This is a genomic window from Sphingosinithalassobacter sp. CS137 (assembly GCF_014334115.1).
Lineage (GTDB): Bacteria > Pseudomonadota > Alphaproteobacteria > Sphingomonadales > Sphingomonadaceae > Sphingomonas.
In genome coordinates this window covers 751068-768740 of sequence record NZ_CP060494.1, presented here as the reverse complement: position 1 = coordinate 768740, position 17673 = coordinate 751068, and the positions used below count along the sequence as shown (strand labels likewise).

Below are 17673 nucleotides of genomic sequence, written 5' to 3'. Positions count from 1 at the left end.
TCTCGCGCCGGCCGCCCCCTCGCGAACCCCAGGAACCCCATGAAGATAACCACGCTTCTCCTCGCCTCAGCGGCTGCGCTTCTCCTTCCCGCGCCGGCGTCTGCCCAGCCCCGCCAGCAATCGGCCGCGGAGGCGGTGCAGGCACCCATCCCCTATGAAACGTTCACGCTGCCCAACGGGCTGCGCGTCGTGGTGCACGAGGATCATTCGGTGCCCAAGGTGGCGGTCGCCGTCTGGTATCACGTCGGCTCGATGAACGAGCCCGAGGGGAAAACCGGCTTCGCGCACCTGTTCGAGCATCTGATGTTCAATGGATCGGAGCATCGCGACGACGAATATATGCCGCCGCTTCAGGAGATCGGCGTCTCCGCGGTGAACGGCGCGACTTCGCTCGACCAGACCTATTACTACGAAGTCGTACCAACGGGCGGGCTGGAGCGCGTGCTTTGGCTGGAAAGCGATCGCATGGGCTATCTGCTCGGCGCGGTGAGTCAGGCCAAGCTCGACGAACAGCGCGGTGTCGTCCAGAACGAAAAGCGTACCTACGAAAACCAGCCCTATGCGATGATGTCGGAGATGCAGGCGCGCGGCCTCTATCCGGCGAACCATCCCTATTACCACTCCACGATCGGATCGATGGCCGATCTGGATGCCGCGTCGCTCGACGATGTGAAGGACTGGTTCCGCCGCTACTATGGCGCGACTAATGCGGTGGTGACGCTGGCTGGCGACGTGACGGTCGAGCAGGCGCGCGAGCTGATGACGCGCTATTTCGGTAGCGTTCCCGCCGGCGAACCGGTGTCGCGCGTTGAGAATTGGGTGCCGACGCTCGATCGCGTTCGGCGCGAGACGGTGCAGGATACCGTGCCGCAGACCGCGCTTTCGTGGAGCTGGGCAGTGCCCGGCGGCGACACGCCCGAAACCGCTCCGTTGCGCATGGCGTCGGCCGTTCTGGGGCGCGGCCGGCTGTCGCGGCTGCATCAGGCGCTCGTGATCGATCACCCCTATGCCACCGGCGTTTCAGTAAATTATCAGCCCTCGGCGATCGCAGGAATGTTCACCGTCGAGATGCGGCTGAAGCCCGATGTGGACGGCTATGCGGCCGAGCAGGTGCTGCAGGCCGAGATCGACCGGTTTATTGCCGAAGGGCCGACGTCGGCCGAACTGGAGCGCTACAAGACGGTGGCATACGGCGATAATGTGCGGTCGCGCGAATCGCTGTTCGTGCGTGCGATGATGCTGTCGGGCGGCATGATCTTTTCCGACAACCCGAGCGAATATGCCGAGGACGAGGCGGAATATGCCGCGCTGACCCCCGACGAGGTGCAGCAGGCGGCCGAGACGTGGCTCGCGCGGCCCAACTACCGCCTGACGGTCGAGCCGTTCGGCGCGCATGAGGTGCTGGCCGATGGCGCGGATCGCAGCGTGCTTCCCGCCTTCGGCGGGGCTGCGCCGCTCACCCTGCCTGAGCGGCGCGAGGCGACGCTGTCAAACGGAATGCGTGTGGTCTTCTCGCACAAGACCGGAACGCCGGTGGTCGAGCTGGTCGCCAGTTTCGACGCGGGCGGCGCCGCCGACCTGTCGGAAAAGCCGGGACTTCAGGGCTTCTACCTCGGCATGATGGACGACGGCACGCAGGATCTGACGGCGAGCGAATTTGCCGAGCGCAGCGAGTTGCTCGGCGCTCGCATCTACAGCTCGGGCGATTCGGACACCACCAACTTCGCCGCCTCGGCGCTGGGCCGTTCGCTCGACGAGACGGTGGCTCTCTGGGCCGACATGATCCGCCATCCGGGGTTGCGCGAAGCCGATCTGGAGCGTGATCGCCAGAATGCGCTCAACGGTCTGCAGCAGGCGCTCGCCGATCCGGGCAGCATCGCGGGGCGCGTGTACAGCTATCTGCTGTACGGCGCCGATCATGCCTATGGCGGCCCAATCGCCGGACGCGCGGCAACCATCGCATCTTACAGCCGCGCCGATCTGGAGGCATTCCGCGACCGCTGGATCCGTCCGGACAACGGCGTGATCTATGCTGCGGGCGACGTCGATTTCGACCGGCTGCTCGGCGTGCTGAAACGCCATCTCGGCAATTGGCAGGCGCCAGCCGTGGCGCGCGGGGAGAAGGAGGTCGCGCCGCTCTCCGCGCAGACCGAGCCCCGTGTGGTGCTGGTCGACAAGCCGGGCGCGATCCAGTCGATGATCCGTGTCGGACAGGTAATGCCCAGCGGCCTCGATCCGATGAATTTCGATCTCTCCGCGATGAACGGCATTCTCGGCGGCGGGTTCACCGCGCGGCTCAACATGAACCTGCGCGAGGACAAGGGCTGGACCTATGGCGCAAACAGCGGGATCGGCGGCGGCACCGGCCCCCAGCTGTTCACTGTCGCCACCAGCGTGCAGACCGACCGCACCGCCGACGCGCTAGGCGAGATCGCACGCGAACTCCACGGCATCGCCGGCGACCGTCCCGTCACGCCCGAGGAACTGGACTTCTATGTCCGCGGCGAGGTGCTGACGCTTCCCGATCGGTTCGAAACGAACAATGCGATGGTCGGCTATCTGCGCTGGGTAGATCGCTATCAGCACCCCTATGAATGGGTCACCACCATGCCCGATCGCTATGCGGCGCTGACGCCGGAGACGATCGCGCAGACCGCCACGATGCTGCACCCAGACGCGATGACCTGGGTGATCGTCGGCGATCTTTCGAAGATCGAGGCGGACATCCGCGCGCTCGATCTGGGGACGGTCGAGGTGTGGGACGCGGAGGGCGGAGTGCTACGCTGAGGGCGGGCGCGGTGCTCGCCGTGCTGGAGCCGATATGGCCAACCAACCCCGAGATCGCGAAGCGGGTCTCCAGCGGACCGGAACCGTGCACCGAATGTCGCTGATCGGGCCGACGCAGCCGACGTTCGCCGTCACGAACCGTCGCGAACTGCCTTTCATGCAGCTTGGAAGGGCGCGCCGCTGATTACCCACTAGGCCGGCGTCACGTAAAGCGCTTACGCCGGACATTTGCTATTGATTCGCAATCGCGTAGAAGCCCGCCATGCTTGCGGTTCGCTCTCTTTCTTCGTTGGCCTCGTTCGCCCTTACGACCGGGCTGATTGCAGTGATCCTCCTCGAGTTTTCGTTTCCACAGGGCGCGCAGCAGGCGCGAGGGGACGCTGCATTGCGGCTGTTCGAGCCGATTGCGATTGCCGAGCCGGTCGCCGAGGCCGCCGAGCCTGCCGCACCCGTTCAGACCGCGCGGCCAACGCATGTTGCGCCGACCGCGACGGATCGAGCGATCTCCGCGCCACTGATTCCCCCGCGCAGCGCTGCGGAGGCGCCAATCCCGCTCACCCCGGCTCTCACTCTACCGGCACTTCCGGCGCTGTCTGACGGAACGAGCTCACCCGCACCCAGTGCCTCCGTCGCCACCCAAATGTCGCCAACCGAGCCCGCAGATGCGCCCGCCCCACCGCCGCAATCGGGGGCGGACCGCTATGCGCAGCGTGTCCTTGCCTGGCTGGAGCGGCATAAGCGGTTCCCGAACGAATTCGTCCGCGACCGGTTCGACGCGACGGTACTGATCGCCTTCTCGGTCGATCGGCGCGGCCGAGTACGGGACGTGCGGATCGTGCGCGAAAGCGGGATCGACTGGCTCGATGCGCTCGCGCTGCGGCAGGTGCGGGCGGCGTCACCCTTTCCCCGGCCGCCCGAAGCGGCGCGCAGCGAGCCGCTCACCTTCGAAGTGCCGATGCGGTACCGCGCGCGCAGCTAGAGCGTTTCGAGGAACGCGACCAGCGCCTCCTGCTCCTCGCGCGTGAGGTGCAGCGGCGCGAGCAACGGATCGGGAGTCGGCTGCGGCGCATCCCCTTCCAGTGCGCTAGGTCGCCGGTCGCGCCCGCCGCCGGCATTGTAGAAGGCGACGACATTGGCGAAACTGCGCAACAATCCGTTGTGCATATAGGGTGCGGTCCGCCCAGCGTTCAGCAGCGACGGCGTGCGGAACCGGCCGACATCCTCCGGCAGGCGGGTGACTTCCCACCGCCCGAGATCCTCGCGCGCCCTGCCGTAGAAGCTGAGACCCAGATTGTGGAACCGTCGGTCGCTCAGCAACATGCCATTGTGGCAATTGGCGCATCCCGCTTTCGTGCGGAACAGGTGCAATCCGAGCAACTGCCGGTCGTCCAGGGCACGATTGTCGCCGGCGACGAACCGGCTGAAGCGCGTGCCGCGCGGGCGCAGACTGCGCTGGAACGCGGCCAGGGCGTCGGCCACGTCGCCCCGGCGTATGGCTGACCGCCCGGTCAGCTCCGCGAAGGCCTCGCGATACTCCGGCACTGCATTCATCCGCTGTTCGACATCGGCAAGTTCGGCAGCCATCTCCTTCCCGTCGGTGATCGGATGCAGCGCCTGTTCCTCGAGCGTCGCGGCGCGGCCGTCCCAGAACAAGGGCGTCATCCAGCGCGTCACGAGCAAGCCTTGAGAATTGCGCCGGCCGCGCTGCCGATCATGCCCGAAGGAAGTTCGCAACGCATCGGTGAACGCCAGCTCGGCGGCGTGGCACGAAGCGCAGGCGATCTGCCCCGAAGCCGAGAGGCGCGGATCATCGAACAGCTTCGCGCCGAGCTCAATCCACTTGGCCTCTCGGGCGTCGGGCGTCGTGCGCGGGGGTAGGGGGGCGAACTCCGCGAAAACGGCCCCCGGCCGCAGCTGCGGCCGGGGCCAGCTTCCGGGCGTGCCGGAATAGGCCGCGCGCAGATCGACCGGCTCGACTGCCCGCGCGCCGACCGCCGCGGCGAACAGCAGCGCCGACGCCGCCAGCGAGGCGTGCGGCAGCCAGCCGAGGACCCCGAGCGCGCGCGGCATCAGAAGCGCCAGTTCAGGCCGACCCAGAACGATCGGCCGAACTGATAGGGCTGCGTGGTCAGCGTAGAGTTCGGCGCGGGCGTGTTGTCGAGCAGGTTCGCGACCCGCACGTCCGCAGTGACCTTGCCGAGGGCGGTTCTGATCACGTCGATGCGCGCATTGAGATTGACGTCGAGCGCGTCGGGATATTCGACGTGGTCGAACACGTCATAGCGGACCCCTTCGACCGTCTCGTTGACGCCAGTGTCCTCAATCCGCGAGAAGCCGTGCCGGTACCGGAAATTGACGTTGGTCTGGATTCGATCGTCAAGCCACAGCGCCGTCCAAGTGATGTTGCCGAGCAGCGGCGAGGCGAAGTCTTCGCGCTGGTTGAGCGCTTCGACTTCATCGATCGTCATCACTTCCCCCTGGAACAACACCGGAGTGCCGTCGAGCGTGTCCTGCACGTCGACCAGATAGTCGTCGTTGCTGCTGCGCGTCTTCGACCAGTTGAGGTTGAGACCAAGGCTGTGCTTGCCGAAGCTTCGAACATATTCCAGCGACGCGCCGCGATAGCTGCTGAATCCATCGTTCGCCAGCGTGTATTGGGTGTAGGTGTCGGTGAGGCCGTTCTCCAGCACGATCGTCTCGGTCGTGCCTGGCGCACGGGTGAATTCGTTTCGCCCTTCGCGATAGATGCCGCGCAGACTCAGCGTGCCGCCAAGCAAGCCTCCGTTGATCCCTGCGCTCAGCTCGTCCGAATAGGGCGTCTCAAGCGCACCGTCGCCCGAATAGGTCGCGCTCTTGCTGAGACTCCGGATCGTCCAATTGTCCGAATAAACGCGATTACCCCCGCTGATCACGGCCGCCCGCTCCAGTGTCACGTTGACAGGATACTGTGCGCGCATCGCATAGGCGAGCAGCGAGCGGCCATAGTAGCGGTTTGCGCCCAAGGTCGCCGACCAGCCGTCTAGAGGCGTCTGCCAGGCCACCGACAGCCGGGGCGCAAAGTTGTGGTTCTCGAGGAAACCCTCATGATCGTAGCGCAGGCCGATGCGCGCGGTGATCTCGCCCATATCGGCTCTAGCTTCGATCCAGGCGGCGACGCTGTCGAGTTCGACGTGGGCATCATAGGCTCGGTAGACCTGCTGACGCGTGAGCGCATATTCGCCGGTAACGCATGCAAGGCTGTCGCCCTGAGCGCAGACGATGTTCGCGCCCGTCACGCCCATCTGGAACGCACCGCCATCCTCGGATCGCTGCCGCCGCGCGTCGATCCGCTGATAGTCGAACCCCGCGCTCAGCAACCCGAACCCCGTGGGCGCCGACGCGCGCGCTTTCAGCCCATAGTTGTTCTGGCGCTGTTCCAGATCGCCGAAACCGCCGATCGTGCAGTTGGTCGCGGCGCAGACATTGCCGTTGGTGGTCGAGGAAGGAATGGAGTAGTTGAACGCGGGCGCTTCGCGGCTCGTGTCTGTATGCGCAAATGTCGCATCGATCGACCAATCGATGTCGCCCGTATGGGTTACCCCCAGGCGCCCCGTGATGCCGCCGCCATGGCTGGTGATAAGGTTGTCGACGCCGTTCGCGTTCGATGCCTCGCTGCGATAGGGACTATAGGTCAGCTGTGCCGTCGCGCTCGTCCCGCCGCCCAGCTCAGTCTGCAGCTTGCCCAGGAAATTTTCGCTCAGGCTCGACTGGCCGAATGGCGCGTTGCCGTAGTTCCTTCCTCGAAAATAGGTCACATCCGCTTGTGAGCGGTTATAGGCGAACAGCGTGGTGACTCCATCCATCACCGGCAGGTCGAAGCTCGCCCCATAGCGCCACTTCTCGAACTCGGGACGCTCCGGGAAGTCTGCCCCCAGCGCTTCGCGCGAGCGGTCCGACACCTTGAAGCTGGTCAGTGCGTCGGAGGTGTAGCTGGCATTTGCGCTGGCACGGATCACCGGCGCCGGTGCGCGGCTTTCGATTTCCAGCACGCCGCCGGTGAAGCGGCCATATTCGGCAGAGACATTGGAGTCGCGCAACGTCACGCTTCCGACCAGTTCGGAATCGAGCCACAGCCCCTGCGCGCCCGCACCTGCGACTTCGTTGAAGTTGAACGGATTGTCTTGTGTGACATCCATTCGCGACGAAACGTCGATGCCGTCAAGCGTGAACAGGTTCTCGTAGAAGCGGCCGCCGGAAATGGAGATATCCGCGGGCCGCAGGTCCTGGATCTCCTCGCGCGTCGCCAGACCCTCGTCGCGCGTGAACTGTACGGTCGGCAGCGTCTTGAGCAATTGGTTGACGTCGCCAGATCCGGGTGTGCCGATCACGACCTGCTGGCGCTCGATCGTGCTGGTGCCGGTCTCCACACCTTCGCCCGGTTGGTAGGGCACGGGCGCGCGATCGCCCTCGGCAACCACTTCGGGCAGCCGGTTGGCGTCCTGCGCGTGCGCGGACCCAGCGTTCACCAACCAAATCGCAGCCGCGCTGGTCAACAAAATGAACTTCGTCAAAACTCCCACTCCCCCAAATGCTAATGCGAATCGCTCGCATAATGAGGAGTCGTTGGTTCGGCAAGCTCAGCGATCCGGGTGGCCGCACAGGAAAAGCGCTGGCTGACGCCGGAGCCTCTTCGGTCCCGCTAGGCGCGCCTTCTGCCCGGTGGCGGAGGAGGGCGCGTCCGACGATCCACAACAGGGTGCCACGCGGTTAGCTCGCAGAGAAACTTGCTACTTTTCAGGTGCTTGGCTACATCAGAAATCTGGATGGAGCCGTGGAATTCGGCACATCCTGCGCTTCAGACAGCTTCCTGCGTAAACACTTGATTCAGCGAGATACGATCAACGCTCGCGGAGCATTTTTCGCACATGACTCGTCGCACTAGAAGTCACACGCGTCACTCCACTGTGACGAGTTGATTTTGGGCGACCGGTTGCGCATTGTGCCGTTGATGATCCGCGGCCTATCGCCCCATAAGCAGCTGTTCGACAGAGAATTCAGCTTTTCCGAAAGCTGACGTCGCTCGGCGTCGATTTGCACCGAGGGGCGAGATCGCGACGGGTTACATTTGTCCGCGCTACCAAAAACTTGTAGGTGCAAGATCAACTTTCTGGAAGTATGTGGCTATCCTGCTTCAGGGGCCGGTCGTCGCGGATCCACGGCGAACTTGGCGAAGGTGGCTGCCAAGCCTCCAGGGCGGTGGACCTGGTCCACCACCTTGATTTCCGCCAACCACTGCTGTGCCGTGGCGGAATGTAGATGATAGCCGCGCTGGTTGTTGAGCAGAAGCGCGTTCGGGTTGTTGTTCAGAGCTCGCAGTTCGTTCGAGTGACGAAGGCCGCCCGTACCTCCCGATGATATTGAGGTCGCCAGGAATTCGCTTGCTACCGGAGACGCACTCGGATCGTCCGGATCGGCGGGAATGTAGCCGACGACATTCTGGTGCATGTCGCCACTGCCGACGACGACGTTCGTCAGACCATGGCGACGGATCGTTTCGACGAAGCGGCGCCGCGCCTGCGGATAGCCGTTCCAATTGTCGGTGCTGCGACGGGCGACCGTCTCGCCGTCCTTCCGCGCGTCATAGGGCATCATCATGACCTGTTGCGCGACGAAGTTCCAAGCGGCGTCGTTGCTGAGGCCGGCGTCGAGCCAGGCCTCCTGCGCGACACCCAGCATGGTTCGTCCAGGCGGGTACTGTGGTGTGCAAGCGTCCCGCTGCTCCGCCGTCATCCCGCCGCCTTCGCACTCCTGTCGGCTGCGGTACGAGCGCGTATCGAGCACGTGCATCCGCATCAGGCGGCCGAAATCGAAGCGGCGGTAGCAGCGCACGCCCGACCCGCCTGGCCGCATGGCGGGGCGCACGGGCATATGTTCATACCATGCCTGAAAGGCGGCCGCCTTGCGCGCGGCGAACGCGGCGGTGGCACCGGTATCCTTGCCGAACTCCCCGGCCCAATTGTCGTCGATCTCATGATCGTCGAACGACATGATGAACGCGGCGGCGGCATGCGCTGCCTGAAGGTCCGGGTCGAGCTTGTACTGCGCGTAGCGAAGCCGATAGTCGGACAGTGTCGTTGCTTCGCCGCCCCAGTGGCGACGGACGACGTTGTCGGAGCGCGGCCCGAATTCGTAAATATAGTCGCCGTAGTGAAACACCGCATCTAGGTCGGGTTCCGCTGCGAGATGACGATAGGCAGTATAGAGGCCGCGCTCATAGTCCTGGCAGCCGACCACTGCGATGCGGGCCCGCGCCATTTCCGCTCCGGGCAGCGGAAGCGTGCGCGCGATGCCGATCGGGCTCGGCAGATTGTCCGGCGCCACGAAGCGATACCAATAGGGCCGATGCGGCAGGAGACCGCCGATTTCGGCATGCACCGAATGAGCGAACGCGGCAATTGCGATGGCGCGCCCACTGCGCACGACGTGCCGGAACTGCGAATCGGCCGCGACCTCCCAGCCCAGTTCCACGTCGAAGCCGGGCATGCCGCCGCTCGCCTCGATCGGATGCGGCGCAAGGCGCGTCCAGATCACGAAGCCATCGGGCGCCGGATCGCCAGCCGCAACGCCCAGAGTGAAGGGATCTTCGCGGAACAGGTGACGTCCACGCGCCGTCCCGGCGAACCCTGCGGCAGCAAGGCCGAAGCCTGATGCAAGTACACCGCGCCGGCCGATTGAGGACAAGGTCATTGCGGATATCCGATAAATACAATGGGACGGCACCCGCTGCCCGCCGCGCGCTTGCAGGCGCGGCGGGCAGCGCGCGCGTATCAAAAGCGGATCGACGCGCCGAAGGTGAGTGTGCGGCCGCTGAACGTGCTCGTCATCAGCCGCTTTGCATCGGTATCGGCATAATGGAGGATCGGCTCGTCAGTCAGGTTCAGCGCTTCCACCCGCAATTGAATGCGTGGTGTCACGTTGAAGTAGGCGGTAGCGTCCAGCACAGTGGAGGGCGCGAAATACTCGCCGATGTTGTTATTGCCACCGTTCCCCTTGCGGTAGCGATCGCGCGAGGCGAGCGACACGCGCGCACCGGCCCGTTCGGTGTCATAGTAGAGCGTGGCATTGTACGACCATTTGGAGAGATCGACGAGCGTGAGTTCGTAGGGAACGGCGTTGTAATATACGTCGGTCGTGCCGTCCGCATAAGTGACGTTCGCCAGCGCGCCGAATGCATCGAACGGCGCGGGCAGGAAGTCGAAGTCGCGTTTGCCCGAGACTTCGACCCCGCGGATCGACGCACCCGGACCGTTCACCGGCCGCGTGAAGTTGAAGACGATCGAGCCGTCCTGCCCGTCTTCGAGAAGGCTGAGCGGAAAGCCGGTTTCGCTGTAGGGTACGGTCGCGGTCTCGGTCGTGACGAACGACTCCATGTCCTTGTAGAAAAGCCCGATCCCCAGGAACCCGCGCGTTCCGTCATAATATTCCACCGATCCTTCGATCGAATTGGCGGTGTACGGCGTAAGATAGGGATTGCCCGCGCTGATCGTGCCGCCATAGCCCGCGACGCGAACCGTCGCAGCGGCGCTCAGTTCTCCCAGACCGGGCCTGCTGATGTTCCGATTGGCACTGAAGCGCACGACGAGTTCAGGAGTGACGTCCAGCGCGATGTTGAGCGCGGGAAGGAAGCCGTCGTAGCGGCTGGTGATCTCCACCGGCACCAGCCCCGCGTTCGTCACTGAAGAGCCCCGCGAGACCAGTTCAGTGTCATAGTAGCGCACGCCGATGTTCGCGCGCAGCCCCATGCCGCCAACCTGGGTCTGCAGGTCGTATTGGAGGAATGCTGCCCAGGTCTGTTCGGTAAGCGAATAATTCGTCCCGGCTGAAAGGTCGCTGTCGTCGAGCGACGCATCGATCCCCAGCGCGGCGAACGTCGCTGCAACGTCGGCCACGACATAGGGGATAGCAGTGGAATATGGTGTGAGCATCGTCGGCAACGATGCGAGCGCGTTTCGGTTCTCGAAATTGGCGCTCGCATTGTAGCGATAACCGCTGTTCTCGAACTTCTTGAACTCGCCGCCCGCCTTGAGCACCGAGCCTTCGGCCACGCTCCAGGCAAGGTCAGCCCCGGCGGTGTAGAATTCGCTCTCGATATGGTCTTCGCGCCACTGGAGCGACTGGAGATCCCAGGCCGCGGGATCAGCCGGATCGAAATCATAGCTGTTGACCGGATTCTGAGTGTCGAGCCCAGTAAAAGAGACGGTGTGACCGACCGACTCCAGATAGACCCGGTCCCAGCGCGAATCGAAGACAGAGCTCGACCAGCCCGCCAGTCCGGTGAAGGTGAGCGAATCGGTCACGGCGGTACGCCCGTTCAGCGCCACCTGCCAGAAATCAGTGCGATCCTGCGTCGGCTTTGATTCCGAGCGGACATCGACGCCGCTCACCGTGGCGGCGATGATGCTGTTGTATTGGTCGATCGTCACGTCCTGAAGCACTTGGGTGCCGCGCACATCGTTGGCGGACAGGCCGTTCGTCCCGGCGTTGCCGATGACATGTTCGTCGCGGTCGTTCGTCAGACGGCCGTAGAGCACGTCGAGCGTCACGTCGGTCGCATCATCGGGGTTGTACTGCAGCGTACCGGTAAGCCCCAGCCGCTCGCGATGGTTGAACCAGCTGGCGTAGGTCTGGGCCCGCGAGTTCCACACGCGATCGTCCCCGGTGGCATTCACCAGCAGGTCACGTGTCGCCGAATCGATCGCGGGGCCGACATTGCCCGCGCCGAAGTTCATTCGCGACCAGTTCCAGTTGCGATAGCCCCATTCGATCGTGTCGGCCGAACTATATGCAGCCGACACCAGCGCACCAAAATCGTCCGAGCGGGTGGATGCCAGCGCAACGAGGCGCGGCGTGAGTGTTTCGGTATATTGGTTGCTCTGCAGCTTTGCGCTGGCGACGAGCGTGGTTGCACCATAGTCGAACGGCTTGGCAGTGCGCAGCGCTACCGTGCCGCCGATGCCGCCCTCGTCCTGCTCGGCGGAATAGGACTTCTCGACCACCACCTGGTTGAACAGCTCGGAAGCGAACACATTATAATCGAACGAGCGCGTCCGGCTGGCGCCGCTGCGGCTGTCGAGCCCCGAAGCAGTGTTGCTCAGCACTTCCATGCCGTTCATTTGCGTGCGCGTGAACTCGGGGCCGAGGCCGCGCAGTGAGATCTGCCGTCCTTCGCCGCTGTCGCGGCTGATCGCTACGCCGGGGACGCGCTGCAGTGCCTCAGCAAGGTTCTGGTCGGGAAAGCTGCCGATGTCTTCGGCGAGGATCACTTCCTTCGATCCCGTAGCCTGCTTCTTCAGCACAAGCGCCTGGTCCAGGCTTTCGCGATAGCCCGTGACGACGATCTCTTCCGGCTCAGACGCCGGCGCGAAATAGGGCATGTCCTGCCTCTCGCGGCGCTCTGCGGGAGTCGGGCGGTTGTGCGCTACGACATTCGTGCCCGTCGCTGCGGCCGTCCGGCGCGCCACCGTCACCGTGCGGCCCGCGATGCGTGCGTCCACCGGCAGCTCCCGCGTCATTCGCGCAAGCGCTGCCTGCGCGGTCATCTCGCCTCGTACGGGAGGGCTGCGAAGCCCGCGCACGTCGGCGGGAGAGGAGGCGATCTGCAGCTGCGTGACGCGCGAGAAAGCGATCAGCGCATCGCCCAGCTCCTGCGCGGGCTGCTCGAAGCGATAGGTGCGGCTGTGGTCGGCATCCTGCGCCAGCGCCGGCTGCGCCACGACCGCAACGGCAGCGGCGCTGCTGAGCAGCGTGAATAAGTTCATTCGCATCGTTACCCCCCAGTGATTGGTTTCCGGGGATTAAACGGAGCGGATCCACCGATCCGGACAGAAGTTTTTTGTTAAAGTTCCGCGACTGAAATGCTGCACTTTAACTACGAAATAATTATCCATCTTTCGTTGGTATCAACATTGACGCCATAGGAAATCGACATAGATCGCAGCACCTCTTCCGGCTTCGAGATATTGAACCGGCCCATGATGATACGATCTTCTATTTCAGGATCGGCAACGCGGATTGGCAATTTACTGTAGCGGCGAAGTTTTTCAATCAGATCTCCGAGCGGAACGTCATTGGCGACAAACCAGCCGGACTGCCAACTGCGATCCTCGTCCTGCATCGGAACGCGGGCGAGCCCGTCGCCGCCCGCGCGCGCGGCCTCGCCGGCGCCGAGCCGAAGCATCTCGTCTTTTGCCTCGACGCGCACGGATCCGCGCGCGACTTGTACCCCCACTGTCTCCTCGCCGAGCCGGTCGACATGAAAGCTCGTTCCGGTGACGGTGACGCGCGCCACCCCGGAAAGCACTGCGAAGGGGCGGCTTGCCTCGTGCGCCACGTCGAACGTCGCCTCGCCCCGCGTAAGACGTACCTCGCGGCGCCAGGGCAGATAGCGGACGCGGATCGCGCTGTTACCCCCCAGCGCCACGGTGCTTCCATCGGCGAGCGCGATCGAGCCGAGTGCTCCAGGGGCGGTTTCATAGCTGCGCGGCAGCGCGGGTAGCAGCCAGATCAGCGCTGCAAGAACCAGCGCAGCCGCCGCGCCCGAGAGCCACATGACCGGGACCCGGCGGGCGGGGAGCGAAGCCTCTTCCGAGTTCTGCGGCTGCACCGCGCCCGGCTGCTCGGCGAGCGCGCTTGCCACCAGCGGCGCATCCCACACCGCCGCCATATCGGCGAATGCCTCGCGATGACGGCCGTCGTCGTTCATCCAGCGATCGAACGCCGCCCCCTCGGCCGGTTCGAACACCGGCCGGTTCATTCGCTCAAGCCAATAGGCAGCTTCCGACCTGATCTTCTCTTCGCGCGTCACGAAAGCACCTTATCGCGATCCCGGCGATCCGCCATCGCCGCGCGCAGGTCGCCAAGCCCGCGGACGACATGTTTTTCCACCGCCGCCACCGAAAGGCCGAGTTCGGCGGAAATGCGGGCGCACGACTGGTTCTCCAGTCTGCGCCGGACCAGCACCGCGCGGCGCAGCGGCGGCATCTGGTCGAGTGCGATCTTGAGCAGCGCCAGCTGCTCCCGGTCCTCCGCCACCGTATCGGGCAGCGGAACGCTGCACGCATGCCCCTCGTCGACCGGCGGGCTGTAGCGCGCTTCCCCGCGCGCGCGATCCACAAGCGTACTCGCGGCGATCTTGAACGCGAGCGCATACAGGCTCGCGGGCCGGTTTCGCTCGGTATAGCGGAGCAGTTTCGAGAGGCTTTCCTGCGCGACATCCTCGGCGACATCCCGGGAATTGCCGCGACGCTGCACATAGGCGACGAGTGCCTGCCGCAAGGCGCTCCATTCCGTCTCCGGCACAGCGGGACCGACCGCCCCGGGTCCGTTCGACCCGTCACTTTCGGTTCCTTGTTCGGGACGCTGACTTGAGGCCCTGTCGCGCACGCCCGGCTCGTACCGAGGCTCTATGACAGCAATGTTGCCGACGGACGACTGTCGGGTTCGGTCGAACTTCGGGGGTGATCGCTTGTGCCGTGCTGAGCGCTAGAACTGCGAACTTTTCGAAAGGATGCCGCGGCTCCGCAGCTTCGATCACGAGCGCCCGTCGTCGCTATGGCCATCTCGACGCCGTCATACAGGAAGCGCGTCTGAGCAGCGCTGCCATAGCTCGTCAGGCGACCCAGCGGATCGTAGCTGAACGTTGCGCCGTTCGACATGCCGGCGAGCAGATTGTCGAGATTATAGCCGTAGCCGATGGCGTTCGAACTGGTGAGGTTCCCGTGCAGATCGTAGCCGATCGGGCTCGCTCCGATCGCCGTCAGCCGCGCCGCGGGTCTCAGCCGCTTCGATCGCGATCACCGGCAACGCCGCAAGGGAAAACAGCCATTTACGGCACGTTTTGGGATGCCCTGGGAAGGCAATCTGGTGACCCCTACGGGAATCGAACCCGTGTTTCAGCCGTGAAAGGGCCGCGTCCTAGACCGCTAGACGAAGGGGCCATGCCGAAGCGTGGAGTGGCCGGTTAGGGAAAGCGGAGCGGCGGGTCAAGCGTCTCTTTCAAAGGCGAGGAGCGGGGAGGGGGCGAAGGCCGGACTCGCGACCGCTGCGTACCAGTCGCGGCGGAAGCCCGGGAGCCGTTCGAGGCTGGCGATCAGATCCTGCCATGCGGACTGCTCCTCATGGAAGAGGAAGGCGCCCTTCGCAGTCACCACTTCGCAACAGATGAGGTCGGTCGTCAGCTCGTCGCGCTTGAAGAAGGCGACGCGGCGGATTTCCGGCAGCGCGGGGAGCCGCGTCATTCGGCCCATGCCGCGTCGTCGAGATGCAGCTCGGCGGCGGGGCGGGCGCCCCAGTCGTCGATCTTCGCGCGGCCGGCGATCCAGAGCTTGCGATAGGGCGGGGCGGCGAGCAGCGCCTGGCCGAGCTCGGTCTCGGCCTGGCGGAACGCCACGGCCTTGAGGCTGCGGCCGTCGTCGCCCGCTACGATCAGGCGAACATGCCCGGTGCCCACGCAATCGGCCTTCACCACCTTCACCGGCCCGGCCGCGACCCGCGGAGCGGGCCAGCCCATGCCATAGGGGCCGCCTGCCTCCAGCGCCTCCACCAGCGACGGATTGACTCCGCCGGGCGCCACGACCGCATCGAGCAGCAGCGCCCGCTCGCCCACCGCCTGCGCCACGCGCTCGGACAATCGTTCCTCGAGGAAATCGGACAGACGCTCGACTCCGTCCTCGGCGACCGTCAGCCCCGCCGCCATCGCATGGCCGCCGCCCGCACGGAGCAGGCCGGTGTCCTTCGCCGCCAGCACCGCCGCTCCCAGGTCCACCCCGGGGATCGAGCGGCCCGAGCCCTTGCCGGTGCCGTCCTCGTCGATCGCGATCACGATGGCGGGGCGGCCGAGCCGTTCCTTGAGCCGCCCGGCGACGATGCCGATCACGCCCGCGTGCCAGCCGCGCGCCGCAACCACCGCGACGGCGCGGTTGCCCTGCCGCTCGCACAGCGCCTCGGCGGCGGCCTGGACCTCGGTTTCGATCGCGCGGCGCGCTTCGTTGAGCAGATCGAGCTCGGCTGCGATCGCGCGCGCTTCGTCACCGTCACGGGTAGTGAGCAGCCGCACCCCGAGATCGGACTTGCCCACGCGTCCGCCGGCATTGATGCGCGGGCCGAGCGCGAATCCGAGGTCCGAGCAAATCGGCGCGCGCGTCAGCCGCGAGACTTCGATCAGCGCGTTGAGGCCGATATTGCGCCGCTGCGCCATCACTTTGAGCCCCTGCGCCACGAAGGCGCGGTTGAGGCCGCGCAGCGCCGCGACATCGGCAACGGTGCCGAGCGCCACGAGATCGAGCATGTCGAGCAGCCGCGGCTCCGGCCGGCCGGCGAAATAGCCGCGCGCGCGCAGCGTGCGGACCAGCGCGGCTCCGAGCAGCCAGGCGACTCCCACTGCGGCGAGGTGGCCGTGCTCGGCGCCCTCGGCTTCGTCGAGGCGGTTGGGGTTCACCAGCGCATGGGCGAGCGGCAGTTCGCTCGCGCATTTGTGATGATCGACCACGATCACGTCGACGCCCGCATCGCGGGCCATCGCCAGCGCCTCGAACGCCTGGGCGCCGCAGTCGACGGTGACGATCAGGCTCGCCCCTTCGCGATGGAGCCGCACCAGCGCCTCGCCGGAGGGGCCATAGCCTTCCATCAGCCGGTCGGGAATATAGGCCCGCGCCTCGAGCCCAAGATCGCGCAGCAGGCGGATCAGCAGCGCGGCGGACGTGGCGCCATCGACGTCATAGTCGCCGAACACAGCAAGCGATTCGCCTGCCTGAACCGCATCCGCCAACCGCTCGGCCGCACGGTTCATGTCGCGGAAGATCGACGGATCGGGCATGAATGCGCGGATGCTGGGTGCGCGATGCTGCTCGAGCAGTTCGCGCGCGCAGCCACGCGCGAGCAGTAGCTGCGTGACCAGGTCGTCGGGCGCGAACCCGGGATCCCGCGCATCTGCCGCGAGTCCACGCCAGCGCCAGGGCTGGCCGGAGAGCGAGCGATCGATGTTGAGGGCGTGGGACATGAACGACCGGTAGCGCGCTGCGCCTGACAGGGGAATGGGGCTGGGGCCGATCACAGCCTGGGCACGGGATTCCCGTGCTTGGCGAGGCCTAGGACTCTCGGCCGGGCGAGGTGTAGGTGGGCACCGCGGTGCGGATCCAGGCGTTCTCGCGGAACCATTTGGTGATGATGTATTTGGTGCCCTCGAGCACCGCCATGCCTTCGTGGAGCGTGTCGTAGTTCGGGCTGCCGTCGGGGAGCATATTGTTCCACATCAGCAGCAGGCCCTTGCGCGGCGCGACTCGGATGCCGGCGCGGGGGAACCAGGTGGCGCCGCCCTCGTCGACTTCGTTGAGGTAGATCATCGCCGTCCAGGTGCGCTGACCGCCCTGATCGACCATGTCCTGCCAATAGGCCTCGGTCTCGTGGAAATAGTCGCAATGCGCGCGAAACTGCTGGCCGACGGCATAGCGTTGGCCCTGCATCGTCTCGCCATGTTCGGGCGGGATGCCGAGGAGATGCGCCAGCCGCTCGTCGATCGCGCGGATTTCAGGCGCCCAGCGGTCGAGATCGCAGCTGTCGCTGGTGCGGAAATCCGGATCGTCGTGCGTCGCGAGCAGAGTCGAGGGACGCCGGTTGGCGTCTATCCGCTCGACCAGCATGTCGCATTCGGCGTCGTTCAGATAATCGGGGAAATAATAGATTTGCGCCGCGTCGACCTTGGCCTTCTTGATGAAGGGATTGGCTTCGAGGCGGGCGGCGACGTCGCGGCCGATGCGCGCGCGGCTCATCGACTGGCTGCCGGTTTTTCTGCGGGTCGTCTGTGTCACGCCGCCACTGTGCAGTGCGAGCCGCCGATTGCAAGAGGCTAGC

Annotated in this window: 11 protein-coding genes and 1 tRNA gene; 2 read left to right on the top strand and 10 right to left on the bottom strand. The window is 65.3% G+C overall.

The annotated features are described in order from the left end of the window. The first annotated feature begins 39 nt into the window (after nucleotides 1–39). Together H7V21_RS03540 and H7V21_RS03535 are read left to right on the top strand one after the other, a co-directional pair. Nucleotides 40–2787 (top strand): M16 family metallopeptidase, encoded by a 2748-nt coding sequence (locus tag H7V21_RS03540; protein WP_188055322.1) that lies wholly within the window; start codon nucleotides 40–42, stop codon nucleotides 2785–2787. Nucleotides 2788–3427: 640 nt separating this feature from the next. Next, entirely contained in the window at nucleotides 3428–3766 is a 339-nt protein-coding gene (locus H7V21_RS03535) for a TonB family protein (protein ID WP_188055320.1), read from the top strand. Here H7V21_RS03535 and H7V21_RS03530 read toward each other — a convergent pair. From H7V21_RS03530 to H7V21_RS03485, 10 genes are all read right to left on the bottom strand, one after another. Next, nucleotides 3763–4857 carry a cytochrome-c peroxidase gene (locus tag H7V21_RS03530; RefSeq protein ID WP_188055319.1) on the bottom strand — a complete coding sequence of 365 codons (1095 nt, stop codon included), beginning with the start codon at nucleotides 4855–4857 and terminating at the stop codon, nucleotides 3763–3765. The two genes, H7V21_RS03535 and H7V21_RS03530, sit on opposite strands and share 4 nt — an antisense overlap. Then, on the bottom strand, nucleotides 4857–7292 hold the full coding sequence (locus tag H7V21_RS03525; protein WP_262503992.1) for a TonB-dependent receptor plug domain-containing protein: 2436 nt from the start codon (nucleotides 7290–7292) through the stop codon (nucleotides 4857–4859). The genes H7V21_RS03530 and H7V21_RS03525 overlap by 1 nt, the downstream gene beginning before the upstream one ends. Before the next feature lie 655 nt (nucleotides 7293–7947). Further along, nucleotides 7948–9513, bottom strand: a complete 1566-nt coding sequence (locus H7V21_RS03520) for an alkaline phosphatase D family protein (RefSeq protein WP_188055316.1) — start codon at nucleotides 9511–9513, stop codon at nucleotides 7948–7950. An 80-nt stretch (nucleotides 9514–9593) separates the two neighbouring features. Then, on the bottom strand, nucleotides 9594–12584 hold the full coding sequence (locus H7V21_RS03515) for a TonB-dependent receptor (protein WP_188055313.1): 2991 nt from the start codon (nucleotides 12582–12584) through the stop codon (nucleotides 9594–9596). Nucleotides 12585–12694: 110 nt separating this feature from the next. Next, the gene (locus H7V21_RS03510) at nucleotides 12695–13528 is read right to left on the bottom strand and encodes a FecR family protein (protein ID WP_262503991.1); all 834 of its coding nucleotides are present in this window, start codon (nucleotides 13526–13528) and stop codon (nucleotides 12695–12697) included. Between the two features lie 98 nt (nucleotides 13529–13626). After that, a complete protein-coding gene (locus H7V21_RS03505) occupies nucleotides 13627–14100 on the bottom strand; it encodes an RNA polymerase sigma factor (protein WP_188055307.1) in 474 nt (157 codons plus the stop codon). A 586-nt stretch (nucleotides 14101–14686) separates the two neighbouring features. Beyond that, nucleotides 14687–14762: transfer RNA gene (locus H7V21_RS03500), tRNA-Glu, on the bottom strand. Between the two features lie 45 nt (nucleotides 14763–14807). Beyond that, nucleotides 14808–15062 carry a hypothetical protein gene (locus H7V21_RS03495; RefSeq protein ID WP_262503990.1) on the bottom strand — a complete coding sequence of 85 codons (255 nt, stop codon included), beginning with the start codon at nucleotides 15060–15062 and terminating at the stop codon, nucleotides 14808–14810. After that, nucleotides 15059–16822, bottom strand: coding sequence for a single-stranded-DNA-specific exonuclease RecJ (gene recJ / locus H7V21_RS03490; RefSeq protein ID WP_188055302.1), 1764 nt, complete (start codon nucleotides 16820–16822; stop codon nucleotides 15059–15061). The genes H7V21_RS03495 and recJ overlap by 4 nt, the downstream gene beginning before the upstream one ends. An 88-nt stretch (nucleotides 16823–16910) precedes the next feature. After that, complete coding sequence (locus tag H7V21_RS03485) at nucleotides 16911–17591, bottom strand: 2OG-Fe(II) oxygenase (RefSeq protein WP_188056331.1); 681 nt, start codon at nucleotides 17589–17591, stop codon at nucleotides 16911–16913. Nucleotides 17592–17673 lie beyond the last annotated feature (82 nt).

Bases quoted from the DNA above. Each gene is read 5' to 3' on its own strand.
- H7V21_RS03530 (WP_188055319.1), bottom strand. From the start codon at position 4,857: ATGCCGCGCGCGCTCGGGGTCCTCGGCTGGCTGCCGCACGCCTCGCTG.
- H7V21_RS03510 (WP_262503991.1), bottom strand. From the start codon at position 13,528: ATGAACGACGACGGCCGTCATCGCGAGGCATTCGCCGATATGGCGGCG.
- H7V21_RS03540 (WP_188055322.1), top strand. From the start codon at position 40: ATGAAGATAACCACGCTTCTCCTCGCCTCAGCGGCTGCGCTTCTCCTT.
- H7V21_RS03485 (WP_188056331.1), bottom strand. From the start codon at position 17,591: ATGAGCCGCGCGCGCATCGGCCGCGACGTCGCCGCCCGCCTCGAAGCC.
- H7V21_RS03520 (WP_188055316.1), bottom strand. From the start codon at position 9,513: ATGACCTTGTCCTCAATCGGCCGGCGCGGTGTACTTGCATCAGGCTTC.
- H7V21_RS03495 (WP_262503990.1), bottom strand. From the start codon at position 15,062: ATGACGCGGCTCCCCGCGCTGCCGGAAATCCGCCGCGTCGCCTTCTTC.
- H7V21_RS03535 (WP_188055320.1), top strand. From the start codon at position 3,428: ATGTCGCCAACCGAGCCCGCAGATGCGCCCGCCCCACCGCCGCAATCG.
- H7V21_RS03515 (WP_188055313.1), bottom strand. From the start codon at position 12,584: ATGAACTTATTCACGCTGCTCAGCAGCGCCGCTGCCGTTGCGGTCGTG.
- recJ (WP_188055302.1), bottom strand. From the start codon at position 16,822: ATGTCCCACGCCCTCAACATCGATCGCTCGCTCTCCGGCCAGCCCTGG.